The organism is Devosia beringensis, from assembly GCF_014926585.1.
GTDB classification, from domain to species: Bacteria; Pseudomonadota; Alphaproteobacteria; order Rhizobiales; family Devosiaceae; genus Devosia; species Devosia beringensis.
This window is the reverse complement of record NZ_CP045422.1, coordinates 343,042-357,745: the sequence shown is the minus strand read 5'-3', so window position 1 is coordinate 357,745 and position 14,704 is coordinate 343,042. Positions and strand designations below refer to the sequence as shown.

The 14,704-nt window shown below is 62.9% G+C and carries 12 protein-coding genes and 1 tRNA gene; 4 read left to right on the top strand and 9 right to left on the bottom strand.

The window, feature by feature from the left end; genetic code table 11:
• Positions 1-46: 46 nt before the first annotated feature.
• The 3 genes from GDR53_RS01825 (at position 47) to GDR53_RS01815 (ending at position 3,508) form a co-directional block, all read left to right on the top strand.
• On the top strand, positions 47-1,633 hold the full coding sequence (locus GDR53_RS01825; protein WP_193336418.1) for an ABC transporter substrate-binding protein: 1,587 nt from the start codon (positions 47-49) through the stop codon (positions 1,631-1,633).
• A gap of 232 nt (positions 1,634-1,865) precedes the next feature.
• Positions 1,866-2,966 (top strand): M24 family metallopeptidase, encoded by a 1,101-nt coding sequence (locus tag GDR53_RS01820; RefSeq protein ID WP_193336417.1) that lies wholly within the window; start codon positions 1,866-1,868, stop codon positions 2,964-2,966.
• Positions 2,966-3,508 carry a GNAT family N-acetyltransferase gene (locus GDR53_RS01815; RefSeq protein WP_193336416.1) on the top strand — a complete coding sequence of 181 codons (543 nt, stop codon included), beginning with the start codon at positions 2,966-2,968 and terminating at the stop codon, positions 3,506-3,508. The genes GDR53_RS01820 and GDR53_RS01815 overlap by 1 nt, the downstream gene beginning before the upstream one ends.
• Here GDR53_RS01815 and GDR53_RS01810 read toward each other — a convergent pair.
• The 8 genes from GDR53_RS01810 to GDR53_RS01775 all read right to left on the bottom strand — a co-directional run bounded on the left by GDR53_RS01810 (position 3,495) and on the right by GDR53_RS01775 (position 13,099).
• The gene (locus GDR53_RS01810) at positions 3,495-4,445 is read right to left on the bottom strand and encodes a family 43 glycosylhydrolase (RefSeq protein ID WP_193336415.1); all 951 of its coding nucleotides are present in this window, start codon (positions 4,443-4,445) and stop codon (positions 3,495-3,497) included. The two genes, GDR53_RS01815 and GDR53_RS01810, sit on opposite strands and share 14 nt — an antisense overlap.
• Positions 4,445-5,365: an ABC transporter ATP-binding protein gene (locus GDR53_RS01805; protein ID WP_193336414.1), complete on the bottom strand. Its 921-nt coding sequence runs from the start codon at positions 5,363-5,365 to the stop codon at positions 4,445-4,447. Before GDR53_RS01805 ends, GDR53_RS01810 begins: the two co-directional genes overlap by 1 nt.
• Complete coding sequence (locus GDR53_RS01800) at positions 5,362-6,399, bottom strand: ABC transporter ATP-binding protein (RefSeq protein WP_193336413.1); 1,038 nt, start codon at positions 6,397-6,399, stop codon at positions 5,362-5,364. Before GDR53_RS01800 ends, GDR53_RS01805 begins: the two co-directional genes overlap by 4 nt.
• A complete protein-coding gene (locus tag GDR53_RS01795; protein WP_193336412.1) occupies positions 6,396-7,253 on the bottom strand; it encodes an ABC transporter permease in 858 nt (285 codons plus the stop codon). Before GDR53_RS01795 ends, GDR53_RS01800 begins: the two co-directional genes overlap by 4 nt.
• A gap of 4 nt (positions 7,254-7,257) precedes the next feature.
• On the bottom strand, positions 7,258-8,262 hold the full coding sequence (locus GDR53_RS01790) for an ABC transporter permease (protein ID WP_193336411.1): 1,005 nt from the start codon (positions 8,260-8,262) through the stop codon (positions 7,258-7,260).
• A 105-nt stretch (positions 8,263-8,367) separates the two neighbouring features.
• Positions 8,368-10,293, bottom strand: coding sequence for an ABC transporter substrate-binding protein (locus GDR53_RS01785; RefSeq protein ID WP_232846698.1), 1,926 nt, complete (start codon positions 10,291-10,293; stop codon positions 8,368-8,370).
• A gap of 257 nt (positions 10,294-10,550) precedes the next feature.
• Positions 10,551-12,062 (bottom strand): arabinosylfuranosidase ArfA, encoded by a 1,512-nt coding sequence (gene arfA / locus GDR53_RS01780; RefSeq protein ID WP_193336410.1) that lies wholly within the window; start codon positions 12,060-12,062, stop codon positions 10,551-10,553.
• A gap of 107 nt (positions 12,063-12,169) precedes the next feature.
• Positions 12,170-13,099 carry an ArsR/SmtB family transcription factor gene (locus tag GDR53_RS01775; protein WP_193336409.1) on the bottom strand — a complete coding sequence of 310 codons (930 nt, stop codon included), beginning with the start codon at positions 13,097-13,099 and terminating at the stop codon, positions 12,170-12,172.
• A 275-nt stretch (positions 13,100-13,374) separates the two neighbouring features.
• On the opposite strand from GDR53_RS01775, the gene GDR53_RS01770 reads away from it, so the two are divergent.
• A tRNA-Gln gene (locus GDR53_RS01770) sits at positions 13,375-13,448 on the top strand.
• A 161-nt stretch (positions 13,449-13,609) separates the two neighbouring features.
• On the opposite strand, the gene GDR53_RS01765 is transcribed toward GDR53_RS01770, so the two are convergent.
• Positions 13,610-14,614, bottom strand: coding sequence for a LacI family DNA-binding transcriptional regulator (locus GDR53_RS01765; protein WP_193336408.1), 1,005 nt, complete (start codon positions 14,612-14,614; stop codon positions 13,610-13,612).
• Positions 14,615-14,704: the final 90 nt, after the last annotated feature.

Below are 14,704 nucleotides of genomic sequence, written 5' to 3'. Positions count from 1 at the left end.
CGTCTGAACCAATCCCTCAAGTCGCCGCCAACAGGAGAAAACGCAGATGAAACTCTTCCGTGCTGCCTTGCTGGCGACGGCGCTGGCGCTGCCCTTGAGCAGTGTTGCCGCCTTCGCCGCCACCCCCGCCGATGCGCTGGTCGTGGCTCAGAATATCGACGATATCGTCGCCCTCGATCCCGCCCAGGCCTATGAATTCACCTCGGGTGAAATCAACACCAACGTCTATGACCGCCTGGTGGGCTATGAAGCCGAGGACACCACCGTGCTGGCCCCCGGCCTCGCCGCCGAGTGGGTCGCCGACGATGCGGCCAAGACCATCACCTTCACCCTGCGCGACGCCAGCTTCGCCTCGGGCAATCCGGTGCGCCCGGAAGACGTGGTGTTCTCCTTCAACCGCGTCATCACCCTCAACCTGACCCCGGCCTTCATTCTCGCCCAGCTCGGCTGGACCCCCGAGAACATGGCCGACATGGTCACCATTGCCGATGGCAAGGTGGTCGTGAAGTATGAGGGCGATTTCTCCTCTGCCTTCGTGCTCAACGTGCTGGCTTCGCGCCCGGCTTCCATCGTCGATGAAGTCCTCGTCATGGAAAACGAGGTCGAAGGCGACCTGGGCAATGCCTGGCTCAACACCCATTCGGCGGGCTCCGGTCCCTTCGTGATGGAAGATTACCGTCCGGCCGAAATCGTCCGCCTGACCGCCAACGAAAACTATTTCCGTGGCGCCCCCTCCATGAAGTCGATCATCATCCGTCACGTTGCCGAAGCCGCCACCCAGCAGCTGCTGCTGACCTCGGGCGACGTCGACATTGCCAAGAACCTGACGCCCGACCAGATCACCAGCCTCAGCACCGACGCAGTCAAGGTCGAGACCTATCCGCAGGCGGCCGTGCACTTCCTCTCCTTCAACCAGAAGACGGAATCGCTGACGCCGCCGGCCGTCTGGGAAGCTGCCCGTTATCTCGTCGACTATGACGGCATGACCCAGTCTTTCCTCAAGGGCCAGATGGAAAAGCACCAGGCCTTCTGGCCCAAGGGCTTCCCCGGCTCCTATGACGAGACGCCCTTCACCTATGACGTTGAAAAGGCCAAGCAGATCCTGGCTGACGCGGGTATCGAGACCCCGATCAATGTCACCCTCGACGTGATCAACTCGACCCCGTTCACCGATATCGCCCAGTCGCTGCAGGCCGGTTTTGCCGAAGCCGGCATCAATTTCGAGATCCTGCCCGGCACCGGCGCCCAGGTGATCACCAAGTATCGCGAGCGCACCCACCAGGCCATGCTGCTCTATTGGGGCCCGGACTTCATGGACCCGCACTCCAACGCCAAGGCCTTCGCCTACAATTCGGACAATTCCGACGAGAACTACACGGCCACCACTACTTGGCGTAACGCCTGGGCCGTGCCCCAGGAACTGAACGACAAGGTCACCGCAGCCCTGGCCGAAGCCGACCAGGCCAAGCGCGACGACATGTATATCGAGATCCAGAAGGAAGCCCAGGCTTCCTCCCCGATCGTCATCATGTTCCAGGCGGCCCTGACCATTGCCATGGCCAACAATGTCGAAGGCTATGTCAACGGCGCGACGTCCGACTTCGTCTACTACCGCCTTGTGACCAAGGACTAGGGACCGTCCCAACGGGTCAATCGCTCCGGTGGAGCGATTGGAGGTCACTAGGCCATGAGGCCTATGGCCGAATGGCCCGGACGTCCCAGACGCTCGATCCACCTTCTCCCCTTGGCGGGTGAAGATACCCAGACAGCTAAGGTGGTCCCCAAGACACCCTAGCTTGGAGCCGCGCCTTAGCCTTTTGGCGCGGCTCCGATCCTTTTTGTTAGTGACTAGCTCGAGACCCCCCATGACCCCGATCCTCACCGCCCGCCTTGCCGCTTTGCGTGCCCGCATGGCCGCCACCGATACCGATCTGGTCGTCATCGGCCCCTCGAGCCACATGCTCTACCTGGCCGATCTCGCCCCCCACGGTGACGAGCGCCCGGTTCTGCTCATGGTCTCGGCGACCTTCGCCGGCTTCCTCATGCCCGCGCTCAATGTCGACAGCGCCCGCCAGCATACCGATCTGCCCTTCTTCCCCTGGGCCGATGCCGATGGTCCTGCCGCCGCGCTCGACGAGATTCTGGCCGCCACCGGCATTGACCGCAGCGCGCCATCCATCGTGCTCGACGAAACCATGCGCGCCGATTTTGCTCTCCTGGTCCTCGATACGCTGCCCGGCGCCAGCCGCCGCTTCACCAATGACACGGTTGGCTATCTGCGCTCGCGCAAGGACCAGGCCGAATACCGCGCTCTCAAGGCCAGCGCCGTGCTCAACGACGCCGCCATGGCAGCCGGCTTTGCCGCTCTGCGGCCCGGCATTACCGAGCGCGAGGTCGCCACTGTCATTCGCGATTTCTACAAGGCCAACGGTGCCACGCCCGAATTCACCAGTGTCTGCTTCGGCCCCAATGGCGCCTTCCCGCATCACCACACCGGCGAGACCCAGCTCAAAGCCGATGACGCCGTGCTGATCGATACCGGCGGCCGCATTGCCGGCTATCCCTCCGACATGACCCGCGTCGGCTATTTCGGCGCCGCCCCCGAGGGCTTTGGCCAGATCCATTCCATCCTCGACCGCGCCGTCGAGGCCGCCATTGCCGCGGCCGTCCCCGGCGCCCCGGCCAGCGCTGTCGACAAGGCCGCCCGCGACATCATCACCGCCGCCGGCTATGGCCCCAATTTCATGCACCGCACCGGCCATGGCCTGGGCATCGACATCCACGAAACGCCCTATATCACCGCCAGCTCAGACACCGTGCTGGAGGAGGGCATGGTCTTCTCCATCGAGCCCGGCATCTACCTGCAGGGCCGCTTCGGCCTGCGCCTCGAGGAAATCGTCATCATCCGCAATGGCGTCGCCGAAATCCTCTCCGACATGCCCCGCACGGCCGTCGCCGTCGGCTGATGGGCGTCGCGCCGGTCATCACCACCGATCGCCTGATCCTGCGCCCCCATACGGCTGACGATTTTGGCGCCTGTTGCGCCCTCTGGGCCGATCCGACGGTCGTCCGCTTCATCGGCGGTCGGCCGAGCACGCCCGAGGAAGTCTGGGCGCGTCTGCTGCGCTATGCCGGCCTCTGGTCACTCTGCGGTTACGGCTATCTCTTGGCCACCGACCGGGCCACCGGCGCCCTGGTCGGCGAATTTGGCCTGGCCGATTTTCAGCGAGCCATTGAGCCGGCTTTGGGTGGCGCCCCCGAGGCCGGCTGGGTCCTGCTGCCTGCCTGGCATGGCCGCGGCCTGGCCCGTGAAGCCCTGATCGGTCTGCTTGATTGGGCGGAAGGGCAGGGGCTGACGCGCACCGTCTGCCTCATCGACCCCGCCAACGCGCCCTCGCTGCGCCTCGCCGCCGCCCTCGGCTATCGCGAATATGCGCGCAGCACCTATAAGGACGCGCCCACCATCCTGCTCGAACGGCAGCACGAAGGCTCGTTCAGGACGCCTTGAGCAATCCCACATCCGCCGCCACGTCCCGATGCAGCACCAGCACCCCATCGACCACCGTCAGCCGCCCCTGATGCACCGCCGTGCGCCGCGCCGCGGCATCGGGCGGCCCCTTGGGCTGGCCCAGCTCGTCCCATTCGGGATGGGTAAAATAGTAGAGCGCCCCGTGGTTGCCGGCCACTACCACATCGGCATGACGCATGAAGCGCGTGTCGTCGGGCGCGGCGCCGGGCTGATCGCCGATCAGCCCCTGCCGCACCCAGTTGATCGTATCATCCGAGCGATAGACTCCCTGGCCGCGCCATTCATCGACGATCAGCCAGTACCAGCCGCCCATCTGGAACACATTGGGCCCCTCATGCGGCGGGGCGTCGGGCGATCCCGGCAGCACCAGCCCTTCGAGCGTCCAGTTGAGCATATCGGTGCTGGTGGCGCTCCACGTGCTCGAGCCCTGGCCCTCGTCCTTGTACCACAGCCGCCACAGCCCATCCGGGCTACGCAACACGCAGGCATCGATGACATTGTCGCTCGATAACGCCAGCGGTCCCACCCGCGTCCAGGTTTCCAGATCCGGGCTGGTGAACTGCAAGATGGTCCGCGGTACCTTCCAGCCGTCCGGCACCCCGGTAATATAGCTCAGGAACATGTGGTACTGCCCCTCGGCCCAGATCACCTCGGGCGCCCAATGCGTATTGAGCTGGCCGACGTCCTTCGGATCGTCCAGCCCCGCCACCGTGCCGCGATACGTCCAGCTCGCGCCGTCATCGCGCGACACCGCCACCCCGATGGGCGAGCCATGGATCCAGCTGAAGCCCGGTCCGCCCGCATTGGCCCGCCGGTTGGTATAGAACATCCACCATTCGTCCGTGCCCTCGCGCCGGATCACCGTGGGGTCCGCCGCGCCGTCCTCGATCGGATCGCGATAGATCGCTTTACTCATCACACACCCTCATAGACCCGCACCATCCGTCCATCCGCCCGGTCCACCAGTCTGCCCGGCCGCCCCATCGCATCGCTGGCCAGCGCCACCATGCCCGGATCGGTGGCCAGCTTGCCCGCCCCCGCATCCTCGGTGCTCAGCACGCTGGCCTTGAGCAGCCGCGAATAGGGGTGTTCGGGATTGTCCAGCACCGTGCGCGCATCGCCCATTTCGACGATCCGCCCGCGCTGCATGATGATCAGCCGGTTGGAAATGTAATAGGCCGTCGCCAGGTCATGGGTGATGTAGATCACCGAGACGCCCAGGCTGTCGCGCAGCTCGCGCAGCAGGTTGACGATGCTCATGCGCAGGCTGGCATCCACCATGCTGACCGGTTCGTCGGCCACCAGCAGCGGCGGATTGGGGATCAGCGCCCGCGCGATCGCCGCCCGCTGCAGCTGCCCGCCGCTCATTTCGTTCGGATAGCGGCCCTTGACCTCGGCCAGGCTCAGCCCGACCTTCTGCAGCGCCCCATCCATCGCGCCATCGAGGTCATCCTGCTGTTTGAGCTTGAGAAACTGCCGCGCGGTGGATTCCAGATACCGGTCGATCCGCTTGAGCGGGTTGAACGCCTCGAACGGGTTCTGGAACACCGGCTGCACCTTGGCCATGAAGTCGAGCCGCTCCTGCCGCCCGACCCGATGGCTCACCGTCTTGCCGGCAAAGCTGATCTCGCCGCTCGTCGGCAGTTCCAGCCCCAGGATCATCCGCGCCAGCGTCGTCTTGCCCGAGCCGCTCTCGCCAATGATGGTGAAGATCTCCGGCTTTTCCGCGCTCAGCGTCAGGCTGGCATCCTGCACCGCATCGACCACCTTGCGCCCGAACACCCCGCCCATGGCAAAGCGCTTGGACACGTTGCGCACTTCCAATAGCGGCGTCATGCCATCACCTCGCTGACCCGCTGCGGCGCCACCAGCGGCTCGACATCCCGCCAGCGCCAGCAGGCCGTGCGGTGGTCGGGCGCCACGGTTTCCAGCGGCGGCACGTCGGTCTTGCATTTATCGATCGCCAGCGGGCAGCGCGGGTGAAACCGGCAGCCCGCGGGCGGCTCGGCCAGGCTCGGCGGCCGTCCCTCCAGCGCCGGGCGCTGCGTGGTATCGCCGATGCGCGGCAGGCTGGCCACCAGATGGGCGGTATAGGGATGCTTGGGGGCGAAGAACATGTCCCGCGTCGGCCCTTCCTCCACCAGCCGCCCGGCATAGATTATGCCCACCCGGTCGGCCATATTGGCGTGCACGCTCATGTCATGAGTGACGAAAACCACGGACGATCCCATGTCCTGCTGGATCTCCCGGATCAGCCCGAGCACTTCCTTTTGCACCACCACGTCGAGCGCCGTGGTCGGCTCGTCGGCAATGACGAATTCGGGGTGGCACACCGTGGCCAGCCCGATGGTCACGCGCTGCCGCATGCCCCCGCTGAGCTCATGCGGATAGGCGCTCAGCACATCGGCCGGCAGCTTGAGCCGCTCGAGATGGTTTTGCACCCGCTCTTTATAGGCCGTCCCGCTCAGCCCCAGCGGTCGCTTGGCAAAGTCCTCGAAGGTCTTGCCGATGCGCCGCACCGGGTTGAGCACGCTCATCGAGCCCTGCATGATGTAGCTCAGATGCTTCCAGCGCACCGCCTCGATCTGCGCCTCGGTGGCGTCCGCCACGTCAAAGGACTTGCCCTTGAAGTCATATTTGGCTGTGCCGGCCACGATCCGCATCGGCGGCCGTATCGCCGCCGCCAGCACCTTGATGAAGCTGGTCTTGCCCGAGGAGCTCTCGCCGGCAATGCCATAGACCTCGTTGCGCCGCACCGTCATGGTGATGTCGTCGACCGCCCGCACCTCGCGATGCACGCCGAAATAGTCCATCTGGTAATAGGCCTTGAGCCCGTCGACCGTCAGAATGTCGTTTCTGTCCTGGGTCATGCGCCCATCCTCCGCAGCCGGCTTCGGGGGTCGATATATTCGTTCATGCTGACCGCCAGCAGGAACAGGCCCAGGAACGTCATGACGATCAGGATCACCGGGATGACGATCCACCACCACACGCCCACCACGATCGCCGAGTGCGAAATGGCCCAGTACAGCACGGTCCCGATGGTGGGATTGTTCAGATTGGTGAAGCCCAGCACGGCCAGCGTCACCTCAAGCCCGATCGACCACAGCATGTTGTTCATGAAGGTGGCAAAGATGATCGGCATCACATAGGGCAGGTGCTCTTCGAGCAGGATTTTCGGCGTGCTCATGCCGGCAAAGGTGGCGTGCCGGGTGAACTCGCGCTGTTTGAGGCCCAGCGCCACCGAGCGGATCAGCCGCGCATCGAATGGCCAGCCGAAGCAGGCCATGATCAAGGCCAAGGTGAAGCTGTCCATGTCGTTGCGCAGCACGAAATAGAACAGCACCAGGATCGGAAAGATCGGCACGGCCACGAAGATGTCGTTGATGAACATCAGCGCCCGGTCGACCCAGCCGCCGACATAGCCACTGAGCAACCCGACGGTGATCGAGATGATGCGGCTCAGCACCGCCACGGTAATGCCGAAGATCAGGCTGTTGCGGAACGCGGCCGACAATTGCCAGAACAGGTCCTGGCCGCGCGAATTGGTGCCGAACCAGTATTGCCCCGAGGGCGGCTGGTCCGGAATGGCCATATAGATCAGGGTCGGGTCGACCGGCGAGAAAAAGCTCATGCCGGCAAACACCACCACCAGGCTGACCAGGATCATGCCGATGGTGAACTCGATATTGTAGCGCGTGAGATCGCGGATAACGCTGAACATGGGCCTACTCCGCTCGTACGCGTGGATCGAGCAGCGGGTGCAGCATGTCGATGATGAAGATGGAGAAGGCCACCGCGGTGATCGACACGGTCGATACCGCCAGCACCAGCGAATAGTCGCCATAGTTCACCGCGTCGATCAGCAGCGAGCCGATACCGGGATAGTTGAAGACCTGCTCGGTGATGACAGTGCCCGAAAACACGCCGCCCAGCGCCATGGCCAAAGCGGTCAGCTGCGGCACCAGTGCGTTGCGGATCACATAGGCGCCCACAATGGTCCGTGGCGCGACGCCGGCCAGCTCGGCATAGGTGACATAGTCATCATTGACGACATTGCTGACCAGCGCCCGCATGCCCAGGAACCAGCCGCCAAAGCCGACCAGCACCAGCGATAGCGCCGGCAGGATCGAATGCGCCAGGATTGAGCCGGCGAATTGCCAGGTGGGGGCAGGCCGCACATCCATGGCAAAGCCGCCCGAAATCGGCAGCACCGGCCAGAGGAAGCCGAACACGATCAGCAGGATGAAGGCGACGATGTAATAGGGGATCGGCTGCACCGCCATGGCGATCAGCCCGAAGGCCTTGAAGAACCGGTTGTCCGGATTGTAGCCGGCCAGCGCGCCCAGCAAATTGCCGACGACAAAGGTGATCAGTGTCGAGGTGACCAGCAGGCCCAGCGTCCAGGGCATCGCCCGTGTCACCAGATCCATGGCCGGGGTCGGGAAGGCCAGCAGTGACGGACCAAGATCGCCCCGCAGCAGCCGCGCCCAGAAGTTGAAGTATTGCTGCAGCATGGGCTGCCCGGTGCCATACATTTCCGTCAGCGCGGCGCGTGTCGCCGCAATGGCTTCGGGGGACAGGTTCGATCGGGCCGAAAGTCGCCCCAATACCTGCTCGACCGGGTCGATCGGTGACAGATGCGTCACCAGGAAGGTGGCCGAGATGCCGCAGAAGACGACTGCGAACAATTGCAGCACCCGCTTTCCGAAAAACCATAAATAACTATGCATACGAACTCCCAGCCGCTGCACCGGGGTTCCCGCGGCGCCGCCCATCACTCCCCACGATTCCCACCCGAAGCAGCCCGGCCGTAGCCGGGCCGCCCGGGAGGACGCTTACACAGCCCCTTCGACAGGGCTGATCTGGGTGAAGATGTACCGTCCGTTCGACCAGTTGGTCACCGGATTGGCATAGGGGTTGTCGGCATTGGGCCAGCCCGTCCAGAACCGGTTCGATTGTACCGAGAACACGTTGTAGGACATGATCGGGATGTTCGGCATCTCCTCGAGGTGGAGCTTGACGAATTCATGGCCATACTCGATGCCCTTCGGATCATTGAAGTCGCTGGCGCGGATCTTCTCGATGATCTCGTCGAGCCGCGGATCCTGCCAGCGCATCCAGTTGCGGTCCGGCTGGGATGTGCCCAGCGGCTGGATATATTCCGAATGGTAGCTGTCGAGGAAGAAGCTGAGGTCGGGGTGACCGCCCCAGGTTTCCACGGCCCACGATATATTGACGTCGTAATTGCCGATACGCTGGCGGTCCCAGGTGTCCGAGGCCGCTTCCACTTCCGCGCCGATGCCGTTCTGCGCCCAGGTCTGGGCGATGATCGCCCCGAGCCGGTTGACCACGCCGTCGGTGGGCACCATCACCGAGAAGCTGAACGGCTGCCCGTCCGGCATCATCCACTGATTGCCGTTCTTGCTGAAGCCGGCTTCGATCAGCAGTGCTTCCGCCGTCACCAGGTCCTGCTTCCACCAGCCATAGCCAAAAGCGTTGCGAACCGCATCTTCGTCGGTCGGCGCATCCGGGAACTGGCCCCGAACCATGTCGGCAATCTGCATGCCGATCGTGGGATCATAGGGCTTGACGGTATTGCCGCCTGCCGTGATCTCGTAATTGGTCAAGAACTCCTGCAGGGGAGCATGGTAGTCCCGCGGATGGGTGCCGGTCGGTGGCACCGATATCGCTGATAGCGTCGCCGCACCGCGATAGGAGGCCATGGACATGGCGCGGGCGTCGAGCATCAGGGCCAGCGCCCAGCGGACACGCTTGTCCGTGAACAGTGGCTTCTGCAGGTTGAAGATGGCCATCACCAGCGTCGGATCGGGATGGGCATAGGGGAAGCCGGGGAACCAGCCCTGGATCTGCGGATCCTGCTCGATGATCGAGAACGTGGCTTCCGGCGACAGATCGTGGACCATGTCGAGATTGCCATTGCGCATCTCGATCAGGCGATTGTCCGGGCTGATATTGTTGCGATAGATGATGAATTTGGGCTTGGGCTCGGCGATCATGCCGAGCGCAGTGCGCTCCCAGTCCTCGCGGCGCTGCCAGATATACCAGGTGCCGTTCGGGTCGTAGGAATGCAGCGTATAGGGCCCCAGGCTCAGCGGCGGATCGTTGGGGAAGCTCAGGATATCCTCGACGCCCTCGAAATGGTGCTTGGCCATGATCCAGGCGCCGGTCCAGCGCACCGCGAACAGTGTATGGAAGCGCGAATTCGGGCCCTTGAGGGTAAAGTGGACGGTGTAGGGGTCGACGGCTTCCACCGTTTCGACCTGGGCATTATAGGCGCCGTTCTGGGACAGGCCCGGGGTTGCCTTGTGCTTTTCGACCGTGAACACCACGTCGTCGGCGGTAAATTCGACGCCGTCGCTCCAGTAGATGCCCTGCTTGAGCTTCACCGTCATTTCGGTGAAGTCGTCATTATAGTCCCACAACCCGTCGGCCAGTGAATTGTAGATGGCGTTCTCGCTGGCGCCTTCGATGCCCGCATCCGGGTCGATCAGCCAGAATGTGTCGGTTGTGAGCTGGTGCAGTCCGTTGGAAATGCCCGAACCGGCACCCACCACCCAGTTGTTGAACCAGCCCGGATTGCGGATCACGCCTTCCGGATTATGGATGATCAGGGTTTCGTTGCGGGGAAACTGCGCCAGATCAGGCGCCACGCCTTGGGCTTCTTGTGCAAAAGCCAGTCCCTTGGCCGATAGCATAAGGGCACTGACGGCGGTACCCAGCATGAAGCTGCGTCTATCCATATCCTTTTCCTCCCATGGCAGAACCCCTCCCGGGTTCCATTCGACACCATTCGGCGCCGTTAAAAATCATACTAACGGGGTGACTCCTCATGTCAACGCGCATTGTGATGTGAATCTGAAAGCGTGATACACAAAACAGAGAGGCGCACCATTGCTGATGCGCCTCCCGACGGCATTGCGTTACTGTCAATGCTGACAGTCTGTTAGCATTTTGGCGGAATAGGTGGTGTCACATCCAATGGGATGTGACGGTCCGCCTAAACCTTCACGCGCACCATCTGGTACGAATAGGGCGGCAGGGTCACGGTCAGCGTGCCGCCCTCGATGCGGGCGCCATCGCCCTTGCGCGGTGCCACTTCGTCCTGCTTGCCCGCCGTATTGACGGCCTTTAGGTTGGTATGGGTCATCACCTGGTGATCGATGATCGTGCCGGCGCCGAAGCCCTGCAGGCTGACTTCGGTGGTGATGCTGTCGCTGCTGTGGCGGTTGACCAGGAAGAAGCTGAGCGTCCCCTCGACTTCATTATGCACGCCCGACACGTCCACAAAGGCTGTGTCCTTGGCATGGGGCGTCTCGTAGCCGGGCGAACTCGTGCGCAGCTGCAGCGCCGTGCCGCGACCGAAGACCGAGGCGAAATAGTAGGGGTAATAGATGGTCTGCGCCCAGGCCGGGCCGCCCTTTTCCGTCATGATCGGGGCGATGACGTTCACAAGCTGGGCAATGCAGGCAATCTTGACCACGTCGGAACGGCGAATGAAGGTGTTGAGGATCAGCCCCACCATCAGCACGTCTTCGAAATTGTAGATGTCTTCCAGCAGGCCCGGCGCTTCCGGCCAGCCGCTATTGCCGTCCAGGATTTCCCGGTCCTTCTTGTTGGAATGGTACCAGACATTCCATTCGTCAAAGGAGATGAACACGTCCTTCTTGGACTTCTTCTTGGCCTTCACCTGCTTGATGGTCGCGGCGACGGTCTCGATATAGGTGTCGAGTTTTTCCGCCAGGCCCAGATAGTTGGGCGTGTTGTCGTCGCGATTGGCGAAATACATGTGCAGGCTGATATGGTCGACATGCTCATAGGTATGTTCGAGCACGATGCGCTCCCAGTCGGGATAGCTGGCCATATCCGAATTCGATGATCCGCAGACGATCAGTTCGAGCTTGGAATCGAACATGCGCATGGCCCGCGCCGTATTGGCGGCCAGCTTGCCATATTCATGGGCATCCTTGTGGCCGACCTGCCAGGGCCCGTCCATTTCATTGCCCAGGCACCACATCCTGACATTGAACGGTTCCTTGCGGCCATTCTTGATGCGCAGGTCGCTCCAATAGGTGCCGCCGGGATGGTTGCAATATTCGAGGAAATTGCGCGCCTCGTCGACGCCGCGCGACCCCAGGTTCACCGCCAGCATCATCTCCGTGCCGACCGTTGCGCACCAGTCGGCAAATTCATGCACGCCGACGGCATTGCTCTCCGACGTGTGCCAGGCCAGGTCGAGCCGGGTAGGGCGGTCTTCGCGCGGCCCGACGCCATCTTCCCAGTTATAGGCGGAGACGAAATTGCCGCCCGGATAGCGCACTACCGGCACGTTGAGGTCCTTGACCAGCTTGGCCACGTCACCGCGCATGCCATCGGCATCGGCGGTGGGGTGGCCCGGCTCGTAGATCCCCTCATAGATGGCGCGGCCGAGATGTTCGAGAAACGCCCCATACACCCGGTCGTCGATCTTGCTGACCGTAAAATCCTTATGCGCGACGACCGATGCTTTCACTCTATCCTCCCAGTGATCCCGTTTTTCTGATTTATATCAGTTGCCCCGTTGTAAACGAAGCGGAACGGATCACGCAAGGGGAGGTGCCGTGAATATGATCGATAATCTCAGCGCTCGGTCTGCAGCCGCATGATGATTTCCTGATCGTAATTGCCGAAGCCGCGTCCGAAAATATTGATGCCGCCAGGGTGCTTGGCATCCGGCTTGACGGCAATGCGCAGCCGGATCGAATGGTGGTTGGCAAGGTCCAGGTCACCCAGCGATAGCGGGGATATCTTCATCCCGTCGACATAGGTGCCGTCCGTCGTCACCCGCCAGCTCTTGAGCTTGCCATACTGGCTGCCCTTGAGCTTCCACCAGTCCGGCGTATAGACGCCGCGCTTGTCCCCGAAATCCCCCGGGCTCATCCAGGTGCCGATTTCCGTGCCATTGACCGACAGCGTGATGTCGCTCGGCCAGTCCGCCGAGGTGCCTGGCACCTCCGAACTGAGCTCCATGGAAAATTCCATCGCCTCGATTCGCGTCTGGCTGAGCTTGGCATTGTTGGGAAACTGGTATTCGAGAAAGCCGCGCGTAAACCAGAGCAGGCCCGCCTTCATCCGGTCCGGATCAAGAAACGTGTCGGGCACGTCGAGCAGCCCGATGATTCCATCGGTCGAGCACAGCCCGCACGGCGCCGAGACTTCGCAACTGGTATAGAGCCCCAGCGGCATGGCGACTTCGATCGTGTTCGACCGCAATGGCTTGATGTCTTCCTTGAACATCACCATCACCTCGTCGAACATCGAGTGGCAGATCTTCTGGTTGCCCTTGCGTGCCCGCTGCGTTTCGGTGCGGATCAGTCCGGCGCTTTCGAGGATCCCGATATTGGTCGACACCGTCGACTGCGGCAGGCTCAGCCGCTCGGCAATGTCATTGCCGTTCATCGCCCCTTCGACATGCAGCAGCTTGAGGATCTTGACCCGGATCGGCGAGGCCAGTCCCTTGAGCACATCCATGTTCTCTTCGGGATCAACGACCAGAAAATTGCGGCTCATCGGGGGTCTTTCGGGCGGGATGGATGCGGTTTTACTGTCTATCACAGATTGTGATGCAATCAATAATAGCCCTTCTGGCCCCGCCAGGCACGCGGGCGCGGCCCCATCACGCCGCCCGTGAAGGCCTTGCCGCCCCACGCCGCCGTCGCCACTTGCAGGCCCGCGGCAATAGCCGCTGCAAATAGCCGAGCAGCCGCTTGCAATTGCCCGCCGCATTGTCTATGCAGACCCCGCGCCGGACGATCCGTCTCCGGCGCCAGCCGGTCACGGCCTGCTGGGGAATAGTTCAATGGTAGAACAGCGGACTCTGACTCCGTCGATCTTGGTTCGAATCCAGGTTCCCCAGCCAAATCTCTCATTAAATGAAATCAATGGATGAACGACACTCGTAATGCGGGATCGTAACGCCGTGGGGTAGGGCTAAAGCTCGTCGAACGCGCTCGCGCGCTTGCCTCCATCTGCAACTTCCCCGCACCGCACACGCCATCTTCGGGGCAGGGGCCGTCTCCCTCAGCCGACATTCAGTCGTCGCGTCGTCGCCCGTGTGATCAGTTCCCCCGCGACGAACAACGTCTTGTCGCCGAGCGCCCGGTCGCTGGCGAGTTCTCCCAGCGCGCGTTCGGCCATCTCCGCATAGGGCAAGGTGACGGTGCTGATCTCGAGGTCCTTGGCAAATTCGCGGTCGTCATAACCGATAACCGCCAGGTCGTCCGGCACCCGCAGCCCGGCCTCCCGCGCCGCCGCCATCACCCCGCGCACGATGATGTCGTTCTGGCCGAAAATGGCATCGGGCGGTTCGGCCAGCGCGAACAGCTCCCGTGCAGCATCATAGCCGCTGGCATGCCCCCAGTCGCTGGTCCGCTCATAGGCCTTGCCCAGGTTGAGCCCGGCCTTGTTGAGCGTGCGGTGGTAGCCCGCCAGGCGCTCCTTGCTGGCAAACTGCCAGGGCTCCCCGGTAATGGTGGCAATGCGCCGGCAGCCGATATCGAGCAGGTGCTGCGCTGCCACGGCGCCGCCATGGCGTTCCGCCGGCAGCACGGCCAGCCCGGAACTGTCCTCGCGCCGGCAGTTGAGCAGCACGTGGCGAAAGGCATTGAGCGCCTCGGGCGGCGTGGCGATGGCCGAAAAGCTGCTGGCATAGACGACGCCCTCGACGCCGAACCGGCTGAAATTGTCCAGTGCTGCGAGTTCCCGGTCGAGCGTGCCATCCGATACCTGGATGATGACCTGCAGGCCCTGCGCATTGGCCCAGCCCTGCAGCCCGTAGATCAGGTCGATCGGATAGGCCGACGAAATTTCGTTGATCAGCACGCCGTACAGCCGCCTTGGCGCCTGTCCCAGCGCGTCCAGCCGCGGCCCGGGATCGTAGCCCAGTTCCCGCGCCACTTGCAGCACCCGCTGCCGCGTGACCTCGGCGATGCGCATGCCGGGCACCTGGTTGAGAATCAGCGACACGGCGGTGCGCGACACATTGGCGGCGCGCGCCACGTCCACCATCTTCACCCGTTTTTTCATGTGCCCTCCCGGTCTGCGATATCCTTGACACGGTCGTGATCCTGTATCAGTTTGCTAAACAAATTTAGCAAGTCCGGCGCGAGGCGGGAC

What these genes read in the sequence shown, in the direction of transcription:
- GDR53_RS01785 (WP_232846698.1), bottom strand. Translation starts at nt 10,293, where the DNA reads ATGGATAGACGCAGCTTCATGCTGGGTACCGCCGTCAGTGCCCTTATG.
- GDR53_RS01775 (WP_193336409.1), bottom strand. Translation starts at nt 13,099, where the DNA reads ATGAGCCGCAATTTTCTGGTCGTTGATCCCGAAGAGAACATGGATGTG.
- GDR53_RS01790 (WP_193336411.1), bottom strand. Translation starts at nt 8,262, where the DNA reads ATGCATAGTTATTTATGGTTTTTCGGAAAGCGGGTGCTGCAATTGTTC.
- GDR53_RS01805 (WP_193336414.1), bottom strand. Translation starts at nt 5,365, where the DNA reads ATGACGCCGCTATTGGAAGTGCGCAACGTGTCCAAGCGCTTTGCCATG.
- GDR53_RS01800 (WP_193336413.1), bottom strand. Translation starts at nt 6,399, where the DNA reads ATGACCCAGGACAGAAACGACATTCTGACGGTCGACGGGCTCAAGGCC.
- GDR53_RS01765 (WP_193336408.1), bottom strand. Translation starts at nt 14,614, where the DNA reads ATGAAAAAACGGGTGAAGATGGTGGACGTGGCGCGCGCCGCCAATGTG.
- GDR53_RS01815 (WP_193336416.1), top strand. Translation starts at nt 2,966, where the DNA reads ATGGGCGTCGCGCCGGTCATCACCACCGATCGCCTGATCCTGCGCCCC.
- GDR53_RS01825 (WP_193336418.1), top strand. Translation starts at nt 47, where the DNA reads ATGAAACTCTTCCGTGCTGCCTTGCTGGCGACGGCGCTGGCGCTGCCC.
- GDR53_RS01795 (WP_193336412.1), bottom strand. Translation starts at nt 7,253, where the DNA reads ATGTTCAGCGTTATCCGCGATCTCACGCGCTACAATATCGAGTTCACC.
- GDR53_RS01820 (WP_193336417.1), top strand. Translation starts at nt 1,866, where the DNA reads ATGACCCCGATCCTCACCGCCCGCCTTGCCGCTTTGCGTGCCCGCATG.
- GDR53_RS01810 (WP_193336415.1), bottom strand. Translation starts at nt 4,445, where the DNA reads ATGAGTAAAGCGATCTATCGCGATCCGATCGAGGACGGCGCGGCGGAC.